General features: G+C 70.3%; 13 protein-coding genes. 8 read left to right on the top strand and 5 right to left on the bottom strand.

Going from position 1 to position 15,506, the window contains the following annotated elements; all coding sequences use genetic code 11:
* Nucleotides 1-93: 93 nt before the first annotated feature.
* The 4 genes from glcE to proC all read left to right on the top strand — a co-directional run bounded on the left by glcE (nucleotide 94) and on the right by proC (nucleotide 4,085).
* A complete protein-coding gene (gene glcE / locus KS03_RS20210; protein ID WP_012734700.1) occupies nucleotides 94-1,182 on the top strand; it encodes a glycolate oxidase subunit GlcE in 1,089 nt (362 codons plus the stop codon).
* 4 nt (nucleotides 1,183-1,186) lie between these two features.
* Nucleotides 1,187-2,413 carry a glycolate oxidase subunit GlcF gene (glcF, locus tag KS03_RS20205; RefSeq protein ID WP_012734699.1) on the top strand — a complete coding sequence of 409 codons (1,227 nt, stop codon included), beginning with the start codon at nucleotides 1,187-1,189 and terminating at the stop codon, nucleotides 2,411-2,413.
* A gap of 120 nt (nucleotides 2,414-2,533) precedes the next feature.
* Complete coding sequence (locus KS03_RS20200; RefSeq protein ID WP_012734698.1) at nucleotides 2,534-3,244, top strand: YggS family pyridoxal phosphate-dependent enzyme; 711 nt, start codon at nucleotides 2,534-2,536, stop codon at nucleotides 3,242-3,244.
* Between the two features lie 25 nt (nucleotides 3,245-3,269).
* Nucleotides 3,270-4,085 carry a pyrroline-5-carboxylate reductase gene (gene proC / locus KS03_RS20195; protein WP_012734697.1) on the top strand — a complete coding sequence of 272 codons (816 nt, stop codon included), beginning with the start codon at nucleotides 3,270-3,272 and terminating at the stop codon, nucleotides 4,083-4,085.
* A 213-nt stretch (nucleotides 4,086-4,298) separates the two neighbouring features.
* Here the strand turns inward: proC and ubiA are convergent, their stop codons facing one another.
* From ubiA to recG, 5 genes are all read right to left on the bottom strand, one after another.
* Nucleotides 4,299-5,162 carry a 4-hydroxybenzoate octaprenyltransferase gene (ubiA, locus tag KS03_RS20190; protein ID WP_012734696.1) on the bottom strand — a complete coding sequence of 288 codons (864 nt, stop codon included), beginning with the start codon at nucleotides 5,160-5,162 and terminating at the stop codon, nucleotides 4,299-4,301.
* A gap of 189 nt (nucleotides 5,163-5,351) precedes the next feature.
* Nucleotides 5,352-5,840 (bottom strand): Dps family protein, encoded by a 489-nt coding sequence (locus KS03_RS20185; protein ID WP_012734695.1) that lies wholly within the window; start codon nucleotides 5,838-5,840, stop codon nucleotides 5,352-5,354.
* A 164-nt stretch (nucleotides 5,841-6,004) separates the two neighbouring features.
* The gene (locus KS03_RS32335; protein ID WP_017425149.1) at nucleotides 6,005-6,181 is read right to left on the bottom strand and encodes a hypothetical protein; all 177 of its coding nucleotides are present in this window, start codon (nucleotides 6,179-6,181) and stop codon (nucleotides 6,005-6,007) included.
* A 481-nt stretch (nucleotides 6,182-6,662) separates the two neighbouring features.
* Nucleotides 6,663-7,622: a hydrogen peroxide-inducible genes activator gene (locus KS03_RS20180; protein WP_012734694.1), complete on the bottom strand. Its 960-nt coding sequence runs from the start codon at nucleotides 7,620-7,622 to the stop codon at nucleotides 6,663-6,665.
* A gap of 146 nt (nucleotides 7,623-7,768) precedes the next feature.
* Nucleotides 7,769-10,180 (bottom strand): ATP-dependent DNA helicase RecG, encoded by a 2,412-nt coding sequence (gene recG, locus KS03_RS20175; RefSeq protein ID WP_012734693.1) that lies wholly within the window; start codon nucleotides 10,178-10,180, stop codon nucleotides 7,769-7,771.
* 177 nt (nucleotides 10,181-10,357) lie between these two features.
* On the opposite strand from recG, the gene queA reads away from it, so the two are divergent.
* From queA to secD, 4 genes are all read left to right on the top strand, one after another.
* Complete coding sequence (queA, locus tag KS03_RS20170) at nucleotides 10,358-11,410, top strand: tRNA preQ1(34) S-adenosylmethionine ribosyltransferase-isomerase QueA (protein ID WP_012734692.1); 1,053 nt, start codon at nucleotides 10,358-10,360, stop codon at nucleotides 11,408-11,410.
* Nucleotides 11,411-11,525: 115 nt separating this feature from the next.
* A complete protein-coding gene (gene tgt, locus KS03_RS20165) occupies nucleotides 11,526-12,746 on the top strand; it encodes a tRNA guanosine(34) transglycosylase Tgt (RefSeq protein WP_012734691.1) in 1,221 nt (406 codons plus the stop codon).
* 278 nt (nucleotides 12,747-13,024) lie between these two features.
* The gene (yajC, locus tag KS03_RS20160) at nucleotides 13,025-13,351 is read left to right on the top strand and encodes a preprotein translocase subunit YajC (RefSeq protein WP_012734690.1); all 327 of its coding nucleotides are present in this window, start codon (nucleotides 13,025-13,027) and stop codon (nucleotides 13,349-13,351) included.
* A 108-nt stretch (nucleotides 13,352-13,459) separates the two neighbouring features.
* A complete protein-coding gene (gene secD, locus KS03_RS20155; RefSeq protein ID WP_012734689.1) occupies nucleotides 13,460-15,493 on the top strand; it encodes a protein translocase subunit SecD in 2,034 nt (677 codons plus the stop codon).
* Nucleotides 15,494-15,506: the final 13 nt, after the last annotated feature.

The following is a 15,506-nucleotide window of genomic DNA, read 5'->3' as shown; positions in this document are numbered from 1 at the left end:
CGGGCGGCGGGATCTAGGGGGTTCGCCCGACTGCCGGCGCCGACGGCGCCGGTACAATCGAGGCACAAAAATTTGAGGACGAGGCGGCACCGGATGGAACAGGACGACATCGTCGCGCACTGGGCCGAACGCATCCGCGCGGCGGCCGCCGACGGCCGCGGCCTGCGGATTCGCGGCGGCGGCACGAAGGACTGGTACGGCCAGTCGCTCGACGGCGAGATACTCGACACGCGCGCGCATCACGGCATCGTGTCGTACGACCCCGCCGAGCTGGTGATCACCGCGCGGGCCGGCACGCCGCTCGCGCAGATCGAGGCGGAGCTCGCCGCGCACGGCCAGATGCTGGCGTTCGAGCCGCCGGGCTTCGGCGCCGCGGCCACCTTCGGCGGCGTGATCGCAGCCGGCCTGTCCGGGCCGCGCCGCGCCAGCGCCGGCGCGGTGCGCGACTTCGTGCTGGGCGTCACGCTGATGAACGGGCGCGGCAGCGTGCTGCGCTTCGGCGGCCAGGTCGTCAAGAACGTCGCCGGCTATGACGTGTCGCGCCTGATGGCGGGCTCGCTCGGCACGCTCGGGCTGATGCTCGAGCTGTCGGTGAAGGTGCTGCCGGTGCCGGTGGCCGAGCTGACGCTGAAGTTCGACATGAGCGCGACCGATGCGGTGCGCAAGCTCAACGAATGGGCAGGCCATCCGTTTCCGATCAGCGCGAGCGTCTGGCGCTTCGGCTCGCTGGTGCTGCGGCTGTCGGGCGCCGAGGCCGCCGTGAAGGCCGCCAAGGCCACGCTCGGCGGCGAGGCGGTGGATGCGGTCGAGGCCGAGCGCTTCTGGGAAGGCGTGCGCGAGCAGAACGATCCGTACTTCAACCTCCTCGCGCCGGGCCAGGCGCTGTGGCGCCTGTCGCTGCCCTCGATCACCGAGCCGCTGCACCTGCCCGGCTCGCAGATGATGGAATGGGGCGGCGCGCAGCGCTGGTGGATCACCGACGCCGACGCGCAGACGGTGCGCATCAGCGCCAAGCAGGCGGGCGGCCACGCCACGCTGTACCGCGCCGGCAGCGGCTATGATCGCGGCGCCGGCGTGTTTACGCCGCTCGCGGGCCCGCTCGCGGCGATGCACCGCGGCCTGAAGGCCGCATTCGACCCGGACCGCGTGTTCAATCGCGGCCGGCTCTATCCCGAGCTCTGAGCCCATGCAGACGAATCTCGCCGACTTCATCCGCGGCACCCCCGACGGCGACGAAGCCGAATCGATCCTGCGCAAGTGCGTCCATTGCGGCTTCTGCACGGCGACCTGCCCCACCTATCAGCTGCTCGGCGACGAGCTCGACGGCCCGCGCGGGCGCATCTACCTGATCAAGCAGACGCTCGAAGGCGCGCCCGTCACGCGCAGCACGCAGCAGCATCTCGACCGCTGCCTGACCTGCCGCAGCTGCGAGAGCACCTGCCCGTCGGGCGTGCAGTACGGGCGGCTGGTCGAGATCGGCCGCCAGCAGGTGGACGCGCGCGTGCCGCGCCCGCTGTCGCAGCGGCTCGTGCGCCGCGCGCTCGCGAGCTTCGTGCCGAACGCCGCGCTGTTCGCGCCGGCCATGCGGCTCGGCCAGCATTTGCGCCCGCTGCTGCCGCGGCGGCTGCGCGACAAGGTGCCGGCCCGGACCCGGCCGCTCGCATGGCCGAGCGCGCGCCATCCGCGCAAGATGCTGATGCTGGCCGGCTGCGTGCAGCCCGCGATGATGCCGAACGTCAACATCGCGACGGCGCGCGTGCTCGACGCGCTCGGCATCGAGACCGTGATCGCGCCCGAGGCCGGCTGCTGCGGCGCGATCCGGCTGCATCTGAACTACCGCGACGAGGCGCTCGCCGACGCACGCCGCAACATCGACGCGTGGTGGCCGTTCATCGAGCAGGGCGCCGAGGCGATCGTGATGAACGCGAGCGGCTGCGGCGCGACCGTGCTCGAGTACGCGCACCTGCTGCGCGACGACGCCGCCTACGCGGACAAGGCGCGCCGCATCGTCGAGCTGACCCAGGACGTGTCCGGGCTGCTGGCCGGCTTCGCGCCGCAGCTCGTCGCGCTCGCCCGGCACCGCGCGAGGCAGACCGTCGCCTACCATCCGCCCTGCACGCTGCAGCATGGCCAGCAATCGCGCGGCAAGGTCGAGCGGCTGCTCGAGGCGCTCGGCGTCGAACTGCGCGTGCCGGCCGACAGCCATCTCTGCTGCGGCTCGGCGGGCACCTATTCGCTGACCCAGCCGGCGCTGTCGTACAAGCTGCGCCGGCAGAAGCTCGCGAAGCTCGGCGAACTCGACGCGCAGCTGATCGTATCGGGCAACATCGGCTGCATCACGCACCTGCAGAGCGGCACCACCACGCCCGTGATGCACTGGGTCCAGCTGGTCGAGCAGCTGCTCGACGATTGACGCAGTCGCGGCGCGCGCGCCGCCTCGCCGCGTCCGGCCCGCCCGCGGCCGGACGCGCTCCGTATAATGGACCGTGCCGCGGTCGCGCGGCCCCTTTTCGTCTTTCGACCTCCTTCGCGTATGCTCGATCTCGCCGCCCGTCTCGCCTCCGTCCACCGCCGCATCGACGACGCGGCCCGCTCCGCCGGCCGCGCGCCGGGCGACGTCGCGCTGCTCGCGGTGTCGAAGACGTTCCCGGCCGAGGCCGTGCGCGCCGCGCACGCGGCCGGCCAGCGTGCGTTCGGCGAGAACTACGTGCAGGAATCGCTCGACAAGATCGCCGCGCTCGCCGATCTGCGCGCCTCGCTCGAGTGGCATTTCATCGGGCCGCTGCAGTCGAACAAGACGCGCGCGGTGGCCGAGCGGTTCGACTGGGTGCATTCGGTCGACCGCCTGAAGATCGCGCAGCGCCTGGCCGAGCAACGCCCCGCGCAGCTGCCGCCGCTCAATGTCTGCGTGCAGGTCAACGTCAGCGGCGAGGCGACCAAGAGCGGCGTCGCGCCGGACGAGGTCGCCGCGCTCGCGCAGGCGGTCGCGGCGCTGCCGGCGCTGCGGCTGCGCGGGCTGATGGCGATCCCCGAACCGGCCGGCGACCTCGCGGCGCAGCGCGCCCCGCACCGCAGGCTGCGCGAGCTGTACGACGCGCTGCGGGCCGGCGGCCTCGCGCTCGACACCTTGTCGATGGGCATGTCGGCCGACCTCGAGGCGGCGGTGCTCGAAGGCGCGACGATCGTCCGGATCGGCACCGCGATCTTCGGCGCCCGCGATTATTCGACGCCGAGCGCGTCCTGACCCTTCGCTTTTCCTCCCAACCATCATGAAAATTGCATTCATCGGCGGCGGCAACATGGCCTCCGCTCTGATCGGCGGCATCGTCAAGCGCGGCACGGCCGCGCCCGACACGCTCTACGTGATCGATCCCAACGACGGCTCGCGCACCAAGCTACGCGAGACGTTCGGCGTGCGTACCGGCGAGACGGTCGACGCCGCGCTGGCCGGCTACGACGCGATCGTGCTGGCGGTCAAGCCGCAGGTGCTCGCTGAAGTCGCGAAGACGCTCGCGCCGCATCTGGGCGGCGCGCTCGTCATCAGCATCGCGGCCGGCGTCCGCGCGACCGACCTGTCGCGCTGGCTCGGCGGCTACGCGCGCGTCGTGCGCGCCATGCCGAACACGCCGGCGCTGGTCGGCATGGGCGTGACGGGGCTCGCCGCGCTGCCGGGCGTGGACGCGGCCGGCCGCGAACTCGGCTCGGCCGTGCTCGGCGCGGTCGGCGAGACCGTGTGGTTCGACGACGAAGCGAAGCTCGACGCCGTCACCGCGATCTCGGGCAGCGGCCCGGCCTACGTGTTCTATTTCATCGAGGCGCTGCAGGAAGCGGCGCGCCAGCTCGGCCTGAACGACGAGCAGGGCCGCGCGCTGGCGGTGGCGACGTTCACCGGCGCCGCGCAACTGGCCGCGCAGTCGGGCGAGCCGGCCGGCGTGCTGCGCGAGCGCGTGACCTCGAAGGGCGGCACGACGGCGGCCGCGCTCGCCGCGTTCGACGCGCAGGACCTGAAGCAGGCGATCGTGCGCGGCGTGCTGGCGGCCGAGGCGCGCGCGCGCGAACTCGGCAACGAGCTGGGCGGCGCCTGAGCCGGCGCGGCCGGCGCGGCCGGCGCGACGGGCGCCCGGCATCGGCACGCTGCGCCGGAGCGCTTCGGCCGCCTCGCTCGCCGCCGCCGTCCGGCCGGTAGCGCGTCACGGCGTGAACGGCATGCTCCCGCGCTATGCGCGCCGAAAACGACGAAGCGGCCTTTCCGGCCGCTTCGTCGTTTTCGCCTCACCGGCCGCAGCGCTCCGCCAGGCTCAGCGCGCGGCCACCGCATAGTGCGCGGCGATCCCGGCGAACAGCGCGCCGCCGAGCCAGTTGTTGTGCAGGAACGCGGCGAAACACTTCATGCGGTCGCGATCCTTGATCAGCGTGTAATGGTAGACCGAGCAGCCGAGCGCGACGGCCCAGCCCAGCCAGTAGAGCGGCCCGAAGCGCTCGACCAGGCCGACCCAGAGGTAGATCGCGAACACCATCGCATAGCAGAGCATGATGGCCAGCACGTCGTGGCGGCCAAAGGTGATCGCCGAGGTGCGCATGCCGATCTTCAAGTCGTCGTCGCGGTCGACCATCGCGTAGGCGGTGTCGTAGGCAACCGACCAGAACACGTTGGCGGCCAGCATCACCCAGGCCAGCAGCGGCACGGTGTCCTGCACGGCCGCGAACGCCATCGGAATCCCGAAGCCGAACGCGATGCCGAGATAGGCCTGCGGGATCGCGAAGAAACGCTTCATGAACGGATAGGTGCCGGCAACGATCACGGCCACCACCGACAGTTCCTTGGTCAGCAGGTTGAGCGGCAGGATCAGCAGGAACGCGGCGATCGCGAGGCCCGCCGCGATCGCCACCGCCTCCCACGCGCGGATCTTGCCCGAGGCCAGCGGCCGGTCCACCGTGCGTTTCACGTGGCTGTCGAAATCGCGGTCGGCGTAATCGTTGATCGCGCAGCCGGCCGAACGCATCAGCAGCGTGCCGACGATGAAGATCACCAGCAGCAGCGGCGCGGGCCGCCCGTTCGAGGCAATCCACAGCGCGTTCAGCGTCGGCCACAGCAGCAGCAGACTGCCGATCGGCTTGTCCATCCGGATCAGCTTCAGATAGAGGGGGAAGCGGGCAAACATGTCGGGATTCCACCGCGGAAACGATGGCGGCATTGTAACGCGCATGGCGGTGCGGCCCCGTGCCGTGCGCGGCGGCCGACCGGCCGAGGCAAGCGCGCGGGCCTCGCCGGGCCGGCCTTGCGCCGGCCATCGGCGAAAAAAAACCTCCCGCCAGCGCGGGAGGCTCGGCCGCGGCCGCGGCGTTCGCCCTTATTGCAGCAGCGAGCGCAGCATCCAGGCGGTCTTCTCGTGCGTCTGCAGGCGCTGCGTGAGCAGGTCGGCGGTCGGCTCGTCGCCCGCCGAATCGGCGTCCGGGAACAGCGCGCGCGCCGTGCGCACCACGGTCTCGTGGCCCTCGACGAGCTGACGGATCATGTCTTCCGCGACCGGCACGCCGCTCGCTTCCGGCACCGAGGTCAGCTTCGCGAAGTCGCCGTAGGTGCCGGGCGCGACCACGCCGAGCGTGCGGATCCGCTCGGCGATCGAATCGACCGCGAGCCAGAGTTCGTTGTACTGCTCCTCGAACATCAGGTGCAGCGTGTTGAACATCGGCCCCGTGACGTTCCAGTGAAAATAGTGCGTCTTCAGATACAGCGAAAACGTGTCGGCCAGTAGCCGCGACAGACCATCCGCGATCTTCTTGCGGTCCTTGTCGCTGATGCCGATGTTGATCTGCGTTGCGTTGCCCTTTTTGGCCATGTTGCTGACTCCTTATCGATGAGTTGAACCGGCGAAAACGCGTCGAGATTACCCCGATGGTGTTGCCTGAAACGATCGATTCAAGCCTGTCAAGTGTAACGTAGAACGCCGGAAAGGGACGGATGAGCGGCACCGGCCGGACGCCGGCCGGCGCGGGTGCGCCGTCAAGCCGCGCCGTGCAGACGCGCCGCGACCTGCGCGGCCAGCGTGACGATGCCGGCGAACGTGACCGAGAGGCCGATGGTCCGGCGAAACGCCGACGTGGCGGCCCGATTGACGACGGCGGCCCGGGGTGCGGCGCCGGGCTGGCCGGCGCGCGGGGGCTGGTACGGGGTAGTCATGTTACGTTCTCCTTTAGATGTCGTGGCCTGCCGCTCGCGGCGGCAGGCGGTAGTCGCCGTCGCGGTGATCGCAGCGCTCGACCGCGCCGCGCGGTCCCGCGAGAAATCACCGTGGCGGTGGGGCGCCTCGCTGAGGGTGCCGCCGAGATTGCCGTCGGCACGGGCGACGCCGGCGCGCCGAGGCGCTCAGGCGCCGAGCAGGCGGCCTTCGAGGTAGGCGAACGCGAGCGGCCGCAAGCGGCGGAGCGCGGCGCGGGTCCGGAAAAGCGCACGGGGCGGTGCGGCGGGGCGCAAAGCAGTCGTCATGGCGGGCTCCGTGGTTCGGGTTCGGGACCGGCAGCGGACGGTCCGGCGGGTCATCGAAGGCAACCCATGGAAGCCATCATAAAAAATTCTATCGAATTTTTATATTTGATTGAATTTATGTATTCGATAGGCAAAATAAAACCGGGGCGCTCGGCCCCGGTCTCGCGCGTCGCGCTCAGTTCAGCGTGGCGGGCATGTCGAGCTTGGCAACGCCGGGCAGCACGCAGGCCGAGATCGCCTCGCTGATCGCGTCGATCGCCGGCATGCGCGTGAAGCTCTTGCGCCACACCAGCACCACGCGGCGGTCCGGCACCGGCTCGTCGAACGGCACGTAGGACAGCAGGTCCGAATCGCTGTTGTTGGCGGTGGGCCCGATCTCGGCCACCGACATGCGCGGCAGCACGGTGATCCCGACGCCGCTCGCCACCATGTGGCGGATCGTTTCCAGCGACGAGCCCTCGAAGGTCTTCTGGATGCCGTCGGCCGTCTGCGAGAAGTGCATCAGCTCGGGACAGACGCCGAGCACGTGGTCGCGAAAGCAATGGCCGTTGCCGAGCAGCAGCATGGTTTCCTGCTTGAGGTCGGCCGCGTCGATCTTGCGGCGCTTCGACCACGGATGGCTCGACGGCAGCGCGACCACGAACGGCTCGTCGTAGAGCGGGCGCACCATCAGCCCGGTCTCGGGGAACGGCAGCGCCATGATCGCCGCGTCGATCTCGCCCTGCTTGAGCAGCTCGAGCAGCTTGAGCGTGTAGTTCTCCTGCAGCATCAGCGGCATTTGCGGCACGCGGCGGATCATCTGCTTGACGAGCGTGGGCAGCAGGTACGGCCCGATCGTGTAGATCACGCCGAGCCGGAACGGGCCGACCAGCGGGTCCTTGCCCTGCTTGGCGATCTCCTTGATCGCGAAGGTCTGTTCGAGCACGCGCTGCGCCTGCGTGACGATCTGGTCGCCGATCGGCGTCACGCTCACCTCGCTCGCGCCGCGTTCGAAGATCTGCACGTTCAGCTCGTCCTCGAGCTTCTTGATCGCGACCGATAGCGTGGGCTGGCTTACGAAGCACGCTTCGGCCGCGCGGCCGAAATGCCGCTCGCGTGCGACCGCGACGATATATTTGAGTTCAGTAAGCGTCATTGTGGGTCAATCAAGTAAATGCAAACGATAGCTTTAATTTATACACCGGATAGGCCCATTTCGCCAACCATCTTCGGTGTCATATTTGGCGGCAGATGGCGCGTCGCTTTAGGGGTCGAATCAAACACGACGCCGTCACCGGTCGCTCAGGCCTTCAGGAATTGCTCGCGCGCGCCGAGCCAGCGGGCCAGATGCTGGGTCACCACGTCCGGATAGCGCGCGATCAGCACGCCGGCGGCCTCGCGGGCCGGCTCGATCAGCCAGCCGTCGCGCTCCAGGTCGGCGAAGCGCAGCATGGCGGCGCCGGACTGCCGCGCCCCCAGGAACTCGCCGGGGCCGCGGATCTCCAGGTCGCGGCGCGCGATCTCGAAGCCGTCGTTGGTCTCGCGCATGGTCTTCAGACGCTCGCGGCCGGCGATCGACAGCGGGCCGCTGTACATCAGCACGCAGGCCGAGGCCGCGGTGCCGCGGCCGACGCGCCCGCGCAGCTGGTGCAGCTGGGCGAGGCCGAAGCGCTCGGCATGCTCGATCACCATCAGCGAGGCATTCGGCACGTCCACGCCGACCTCGATCACGGTGGTGGCCACCAGCAGCTGCACCTCGTTGCGCGAGAAGGCCTCCATCACGGCGGCCTTCTCGGCAGGCGCGAGGCGTCCGTGCACCAGCCCGACCTGGATGCCGGGCAGCGCGGCGACGAGCGTCTCGTAGGTTTCCACGGCGGTCTGCAGCTGCAGCGTCTCGCTCTCCTCGATCAGCGGACAGACCCAGTACACCTGCCGCCCGCCCAGCGCCGCGTCGCGCACGCGGGCGATCACCTCCTCGCGGCGCGCGTCGCCGACCAGCTTGGTGACGATCGGGCTGCGTCCCGGCGGCAGCTCGTCGATGGTCGAGACTTCCAGATCGGCGTAGTAGGTCATGGCAAGCGTGCGCGGGATCGGCGTGGCCGACATCATCAGCTGGTGCGGCTGGAAGCCGGCCGGGCCGCCCGCCTTGGCACGCAGCGCGAGCCGCTGGGCCACCCCGAAGCGGTGCTGCTCGTCGACGATCACCAGCCCGAGCCGCGCGAACTCGACGCTGTCCTGGATGATCGCGTGGGTGCCGATCACGAGCTGCGCGGTGCCGAGCGCGGCGGCCTCGATCGCCGCGCGCTTGTCCTTCGCCTTCAGGCTGCCGGCCAGCCATGCCACCGTCACGCCGAGCGGTTCGAGCCAGCCGCGCAGCTTGCGCGCGTGCTGTTCGGCGAGGATCTCGGTGGGCGCCATCAGTGCGGCCTGGTAGCCGGCGTCGATCGCCTGCGCCGCCGCCAGCGCCGCCACCACCGTCTTGCCGCTGCCGACGTCGCCTTGCAGGAGCCGCTGCATCGGGTGGGGCTGCGTCAGGTCGTGCGAGATCTCGTCGACCACGCGCGCCTGCGCGCCGGTCAGCGCGAACGGCAGCGCCGCCAGCAGCCGCGCGGCGAGCGAGCCGGCGTCGGCCGGCGCGCGGCGCGGCATGGCGGGCGCCGCGCGCGTGCGGCGCTCCTCGTGCGCGCGCTTGAGCGAGAGCTGCTGCGCGAGCAGCTCGTCGAACTTGATGCGGATCCAGGCCGGATGAGTGCCGTCGATCAGCGCGGTCTCGTCGTCGTCGACAGCCGGGTGATGGAGCTGGCGCACCGCGTCGGCCAGGGTCGGCACGCCGAGCGGCTGCAGGTACGCGGCGGCCACCTCGGGCGGCAGCAGCTCGGGCAGCGGCGTGCGCGCCAGCGCGTTGTCGATCGCCTTGCGCAGATAGGCCTGCGAGACCCCGGCCGTGCTCGGGTAGACCGGTGTCAGCGCCTGCGCCAGCGGGGTGTTCTCGTCGACCACGCGTACCGCGGGATGCACGATCTCGAGCCCGAAGAAGCCGCCGCGGATGTCGCCGCGCACGCGCAGCCGCTGGCCCACGGCCATCTGCTTGACCTGCGAGCCGTAGAAATTCAGGAAGCGCAGCACCAGCTCGGCGCCGTCGTCGTCGCGCAGCTTCACCAGCAGCTGGCGGCGCGGCCGATAGGTGATTTCGTTGTCGTAGACCACGCCCTCGGTCTGCGCGACCTCGCCGGGCAGCAGCTCGCGGATCGGCGTGAGCGTGGTCTCGTCCTCGTAGCGCATCGGCAGGTGCAGCACGAGGTCGATCGAGCGCGTAAGGCCGAGCTTGGCGAGCTTGTCGGCGGTCTTGACGAGCTTGGCGGGCGCGGCCTTGGCCGGCTTGGCGGCCTTCGCGCCCCTGGCGGGCGGCGCGTCCGCAGCGTCGGCGGCGTCGGCGTGGTCGGCATCGCCGGCCTCGTCCCGGCCGGCGACCCGCGCCGTGCCGGAGCCGCCCTCGCCCGCTCGGCCAGCCGGATCGCCGCGCGCGGCGTCGGCCGCTTCCACGGCGGGCTCGGCAAGCCGTCCGTCGCGGCCGCGCCGCGGCGTGCGGCTGCGCGTCGGCGGGCTCGCCGGGGCGTGCGGCACGGCGCCGTGGCCGTGCTCGCGCGCGGCGTCGCCGACCTCGGCATCGGGGGCGGCAGCGGCGGAAACGGAGCGGCGGGCGGGTACGGGCATCGGATCGGCAGTTCGCAAGGGGCAAGCAACGTACAATATCGGCTTTGACGTCGCGCGACCGGGCGGCGCCCGCGAGCCGCGCGACCCCGCCATCATAGCGGCTCGCGCCGGCACTGCGCGGCATGCACGCCGCCGCGCCCCGGCGACGCACCGCGTCTGGTCCCCATTTCCCACTTCATGTTCAAGCTTTCCGATTTCGATTTCGACCTGCCGCCCGAGTTGATCGCGCAGACGGCGCTGCCCGAGCGCAGCGCGAGCCGGCTCCTCGAGGTGGGCGGCACCGCCGGGCCCGCGCGGCTCGTGGATCGCCGCTTCACCGAGCTGCCCGACTGCCTCGCGGCCGGCGACCTGCTGGTCTTCAACGACACCAAGGTGCTCAAGGCGCGCTTCTTCGGCCAGAAGGCGAGCGGCGGCCGGATCGAGGTGCTGATCGAGCGCGTGACCGGCCCGCGCACGGCGCTGGCGCAGATCCGCGCCAGCAAGAGCCCGGCGGCGGGCGCCACGCTGACGCTGGCCGACGCGTTCGAGGTGACGGTCGGCGAGCGCGTCGAGCCGTTCTTCACGCTGCATTTCCCCGACGATTGCCTGACGCTGATCGAGCGGCACGGCCGCCTGCCGCTGCCGCCCTACATCGAGCACGATCCCGACGCGACCGACGAGACGCGCTACCAGACCGTATTCGCCAGCAATCCGGGCGCGGTGGCCGCACCCACCGCCGGCCTGCACTTCGACGAGGCGCTGCTCGCCACGCTGCGCGCGCGCGGCGTCGAGACCGCCACGCTCACGCTGCACGTGGGCGCCGGCACCTTCCAGCCGGTGCGCGTCGACAACATCGCCGACCACCGGATGCACAGCGAGTGGTACGAGCTGACCGACGCGCTGGTTGAGCGGATCGCGGCCACCCGCGCGCGCGGCGGCCGCGTGATCGCGGTCGGCACCACCTCGATGCGCGCGCTGGAAGCGGCCGCGCGCGACGCCGAGGCGGCCGGCCGGCCGCTCGCGGCCACCCGCGCCGAGACCGACATCTTCATCACGCCGGGCTACCGGTTCCGCGTGGTGGACCGGCTCGTCACCAATTTCCATCTGCCGAAATCGACGCTGCTGATGCTGGTCTCGGCGTTCGCCGGCATCGAGCCGATCCGCGCCGCCTACCGCCACGCGATCGCCGAACGCTACCGTTTCTTCAGCTACGGCGACGCGATGCTGCTCACGCGGCGCGAGCCCGACTGACGCGGCCGTCCCCGGCCCTGCCCTTTTCCCGCCGCCGGCACGTTCACGCGCCGGCGGCATTCACCACCACTCGCAACGCGCGCCGGACTGTCTTCCGGTGGCCAGGAGTACCTGAATGACCGATCGCCGACCGGAACCCGTGCCGACCCACGTGCCGCCCGAGAACGGGCTGAACTTCGAACTGCTGACGACCGACGGCCACGCGCGCCGGGGCCGCGTCACGCTCAACCACGGCGTGGTCGAGACGCCGATCTTCATGCCGGTCGGCACCTACGGCACCGTCAAGGCGGTGCAGCCGCGCGAGCTGCGCGAGATGCAGGCGCAGATCATTCTCGGCAACACCTTCCACCTGTGGCTGCGCCCGGGCCTCGAGACGATCGGCGCGCACGGCGGCCTGCACCGTTTCATGGGCTGGGACAGGCCGATCCTGACCGACTCGGGCGGCTTCCAGGTGTTCTCGCTCGGCGAGCTGCGCAAGATCACCGAGGATGGCGTGACGTTCGCCTCGCCGATCAACGGCGACAAGCTGTTCCTGTCGCCCGAGGTGTCGATGCAGATCCAGAAGGTGCTGAACTCCGATATCGTCATGCAGTTCGACGAATGCACGCCCTACGCGACCGGCGGCGTGCCGACCACCCACCGGGAGGCGGCCGAGTCGATGCGCATGTCGCTGCGCTGGGCGAAGCGCTCGCTCGACGAATTCGACCGGCTCGGCAACCCCAACGCGCTGTTCGGCATCGTGCAGGGCGGCATGTTCGAGGACCTGCGCGACGAGTCGCTGGCCGGCCTTGCCGCGCTCGACTTCCACGGCTACGCGATCGGCGGGCTGTCGGTGGGCGAGCCGAAGGAGGACATGATGCGCGTGCTGCGCCATGTCGGCCCGAAGCTGCCGGCGCACAAGCCGCACTACCTGATGGGGGTGGGCACCCCCGAGGATCTGGTCGAGGGCGTGGCCAACGGCGTCGACATGTTCGACTGCGTGATGCCGACCCGCAACGCGCGCAACGGCTGGCTGTTCACGCGCTTCGGCGACGTGAAGATCCGCAACGCCACGCACCGCAACTCGCTCAAGCCGCTCGACGAGCGCTGCGGCTGCTACACCTGCCGCCACTTCACGCGCGGCTACCTGCATCACCTGCACCGCGTGGGCGAGATCCTCGGCGCGCAGCTGAACACGATCCACAACCTGCACTACTACCTGGAGCTGATGAGCGAGATCCGCGCGGCGATCGAAACCCACACGTTCGACGCGTTCCGCGCACGCTTCGCGGCCGACCGCGCACGCGGCGTGGAGGCCGAGCCGGTCGCGCCGGGCGAGGCGGCCGCGGGCGGATGACGGCCGCGCATGTCACGGCGGCACGCAATCGCGCCGCCTCCCGGGATGCCTCATACGCCTGTCGAATGCCGCGGCGATGCTCGCGAGGCCGCGTTTTTCATCGATCGCGACGGTTGCGAGCGCCCCGAGACATTACAATTTGCTTTCGCGAATACGGCAAATCGCCGGAGCCAGGCTTAACGGCTTGATCCCAAAGCGCATTTGCGGTGCCGTCGCGTTTTTCGCCGGTGGTAGAATGGCCGGCTTATTTTTCTGATCATCCCAACGGAGAGACCAAGGTGTCGTTCATTTCCAATGCATTCGCGCAAGGCGCCGGCGGTAGCGCCGAATCGAGCCTGATGAGCTTTCTGCCGCTCGTCCTGATGTTCGCGGTGCTCTACTTCATCATGATCCGCCCGCAAATGAAGCGCCAGAAAGAGCACCGCAACATGCTCGCCGCGATGGCCAAGGGCGACGAGGTCGTGACGAACGGCGGCCTGGTGGGCAAGGTGACGAAGGTCGGCGAGGCCTACGTGGGCGTCGAGGTGTCGGAAGGCACCGAGATCACGGTCCAGAAGTCGGCCGTGACGACGATCCTGCCGAAGGGCACCATCAAGTCGCTGTAAGCCGCACCCCGAGCGTCCGGCGCCGAGCCGGCCCGCGCGAGCCACGCGCGGGCGGCAAGGCCGCCGGACGCGACGCTTTCCAAGCCAACCTTCCCGTTCGGCCCCCTCATGAATCGTTACCCAATCTGGAAATATGTCGTGATGGTCGTCGCGCTCGCGATCGGCCTTCTGTACACATTGCCCAACTTCTACGGCGAGGCGCCGGCGGTACAGGTGTCGAGCGGCAAGGCCACGGTCAAGATCGACTCGAGCACGCTCGCCCAGGTCGAGGCGGCGCTGAAGGCCGCCAGCATCACGCCGGACGACATCACGTTCGACAACTCGGCGAACAACGCGAACATCCGCGTGCGCCTGAAGGACACCGATACCCAGCTGCGCGTGAAGGATCTCTTGCAGAAGGCGCTCAACAGCGACCCGAGCGATCCGCAGTACGTCGTCGCGCTGAACCTGCAGAGCGCCTCGCCGCGCTGGCTGACCGCGCTGCACGCGCTGCCCATGTACCTCGGCCTGGACCTGCGCGGCGGCGTGCACTTCCTGCTGCAGGTGGACATGACGGGTGCGCTCAACAAGAAGCTCGATTCCGACGCCACCGACGCGCGCACCCAGTTGCGCGACCGCGGCATCCGCGACGGCGGCGTGAACCGCGTCGACCAGTCGGTGGTCGCGAACTTCGCCGACCAGGCCACCGCCGAGCAGGCGCGCAGCTTCCTGGCCGGCTCGATCACCGAGCTGCAGTGGGCCACCCAGCCCGGCGGCGGCGGCTACCAGGTGGTCGGCACCTTCACGCCGGCCGTCCGGCAGGCCGTGGAAGAAGCCGCGCTCAAGCAGAACCTGACCACGCTGCACAACCGCGTCAACGAACTCGGCGTGTCCGAGCCGATCATCCAGCAGCAGGGCAACGACCGCATCGTGGTGGAGCTGCCGGGCGTGCAGGACACCGCGAAGGCGAAGGACATCATCGGCCGCACCGCCACGCTGGAGGCGCGCCTGGCCGACCCGGTCAACCTGCATCCGAACCCGAATGACCCGGTGCCGCCGGGCGACGAGCTGTTCACGCAGGGCAACCAGGTGCCGGTGCTGCTGCGCAAGCAGGTGATCTTCACCGGCGACCGCATCATCGACGCGTCGGCCGGCTTCGACGAGCACAACCGCCCGTCGGTCAACATCCGCCTCGACTCGAACGGCGGCCGCGCGGTGCGCACGGTCTCCCGCGAGAACATCGGCAAGCCGATGGCCATGGTGCTGTTCGAGAAGGGCAAGGGCGAGGTGCTGACGGTCGCGACGATCCAGTCCGAGCTCGGCGACCGCTTCCAGATCACCGGCCAGCCGACCCCGCAGGCCGCGGCCGACCTCGCGCTGCTGCTGCGCGCCGGCTCGCTCGCCGCGCCGATGGACATCATCGAGGAACGCACCATCGGCCCGAGCCTCGGCGCCGACAACATCCGCATGGGCGTGCACTCGGTGATCTGGGGCTTCGTGGCGATCGCCGTCTTCATGGTGGCCTACTACCTGCTGTTCGGCGTGGTGTCGGTGATCGGCCTGTCGGTGAACCTGCTGCTGCTGGTGGCCGCGCTGTCGGTGATGCAGGCCACGCTCACGCTGCCCGGCATCGCCGCAATCGCGCTCGCGCTCGGCATGGCGATCGACTCGAACGTGCTGATCAACGAACGCGTGCGCGAGGAGCTGCGCGGCGGCGCCTCGCCGCAGATCGCGATCCAGCAGGGCTATGCGCATGCCTGGGCGACGATTCTCGACTCGAACGTGACCACGCTGATCGCCGGCCTCGCACTGCTCGCGTTCGGCTCGGGCCCGGTGCGCGCGTTCGCGATCGTCCACTGTATCGGCATCCTGACCTCGATGTTCTCGGCCGTGTTCTTCTCGCGCGGTCTCGTGAACCTCTGGTACGGCGGCCGCAAGAAGCTCAAGTCGATCTCGATCGGCCAGGTCTGGAAACCGGCCGCCGCCACGCCGGGCGCGGACCTGGCGCTGCCCGAGCAGGGCGGCGACGGCGGCACCGCGAAGGCGGGCCGCCCCGCCGCCAGGACCGCGAACGCCGGCACCGCGGCGCGCGGCGCGAAGCCGGTGGCACGCCGCCGCTCCGGCCCCGGCGTCCCGCCGAAGAAGCCGGGTTCGTCCCAATAAGCGCCGGAGAACG

It is taken from the genome of Burkholderia glumae LMG 2196 = ATCC 33617, from assembly GCF_000960995.1.
Taxonomy (GTDB): domain Bacteria; phylum Pseudomonadota; class Gammaproteobacteria; order Burkholderiales; family Burkholderiaceae; genus Burkholderia; species Burkholderia glumae.
This window is presented reverse-complemented; position numbering and strand designations above follow the sequence as displayed.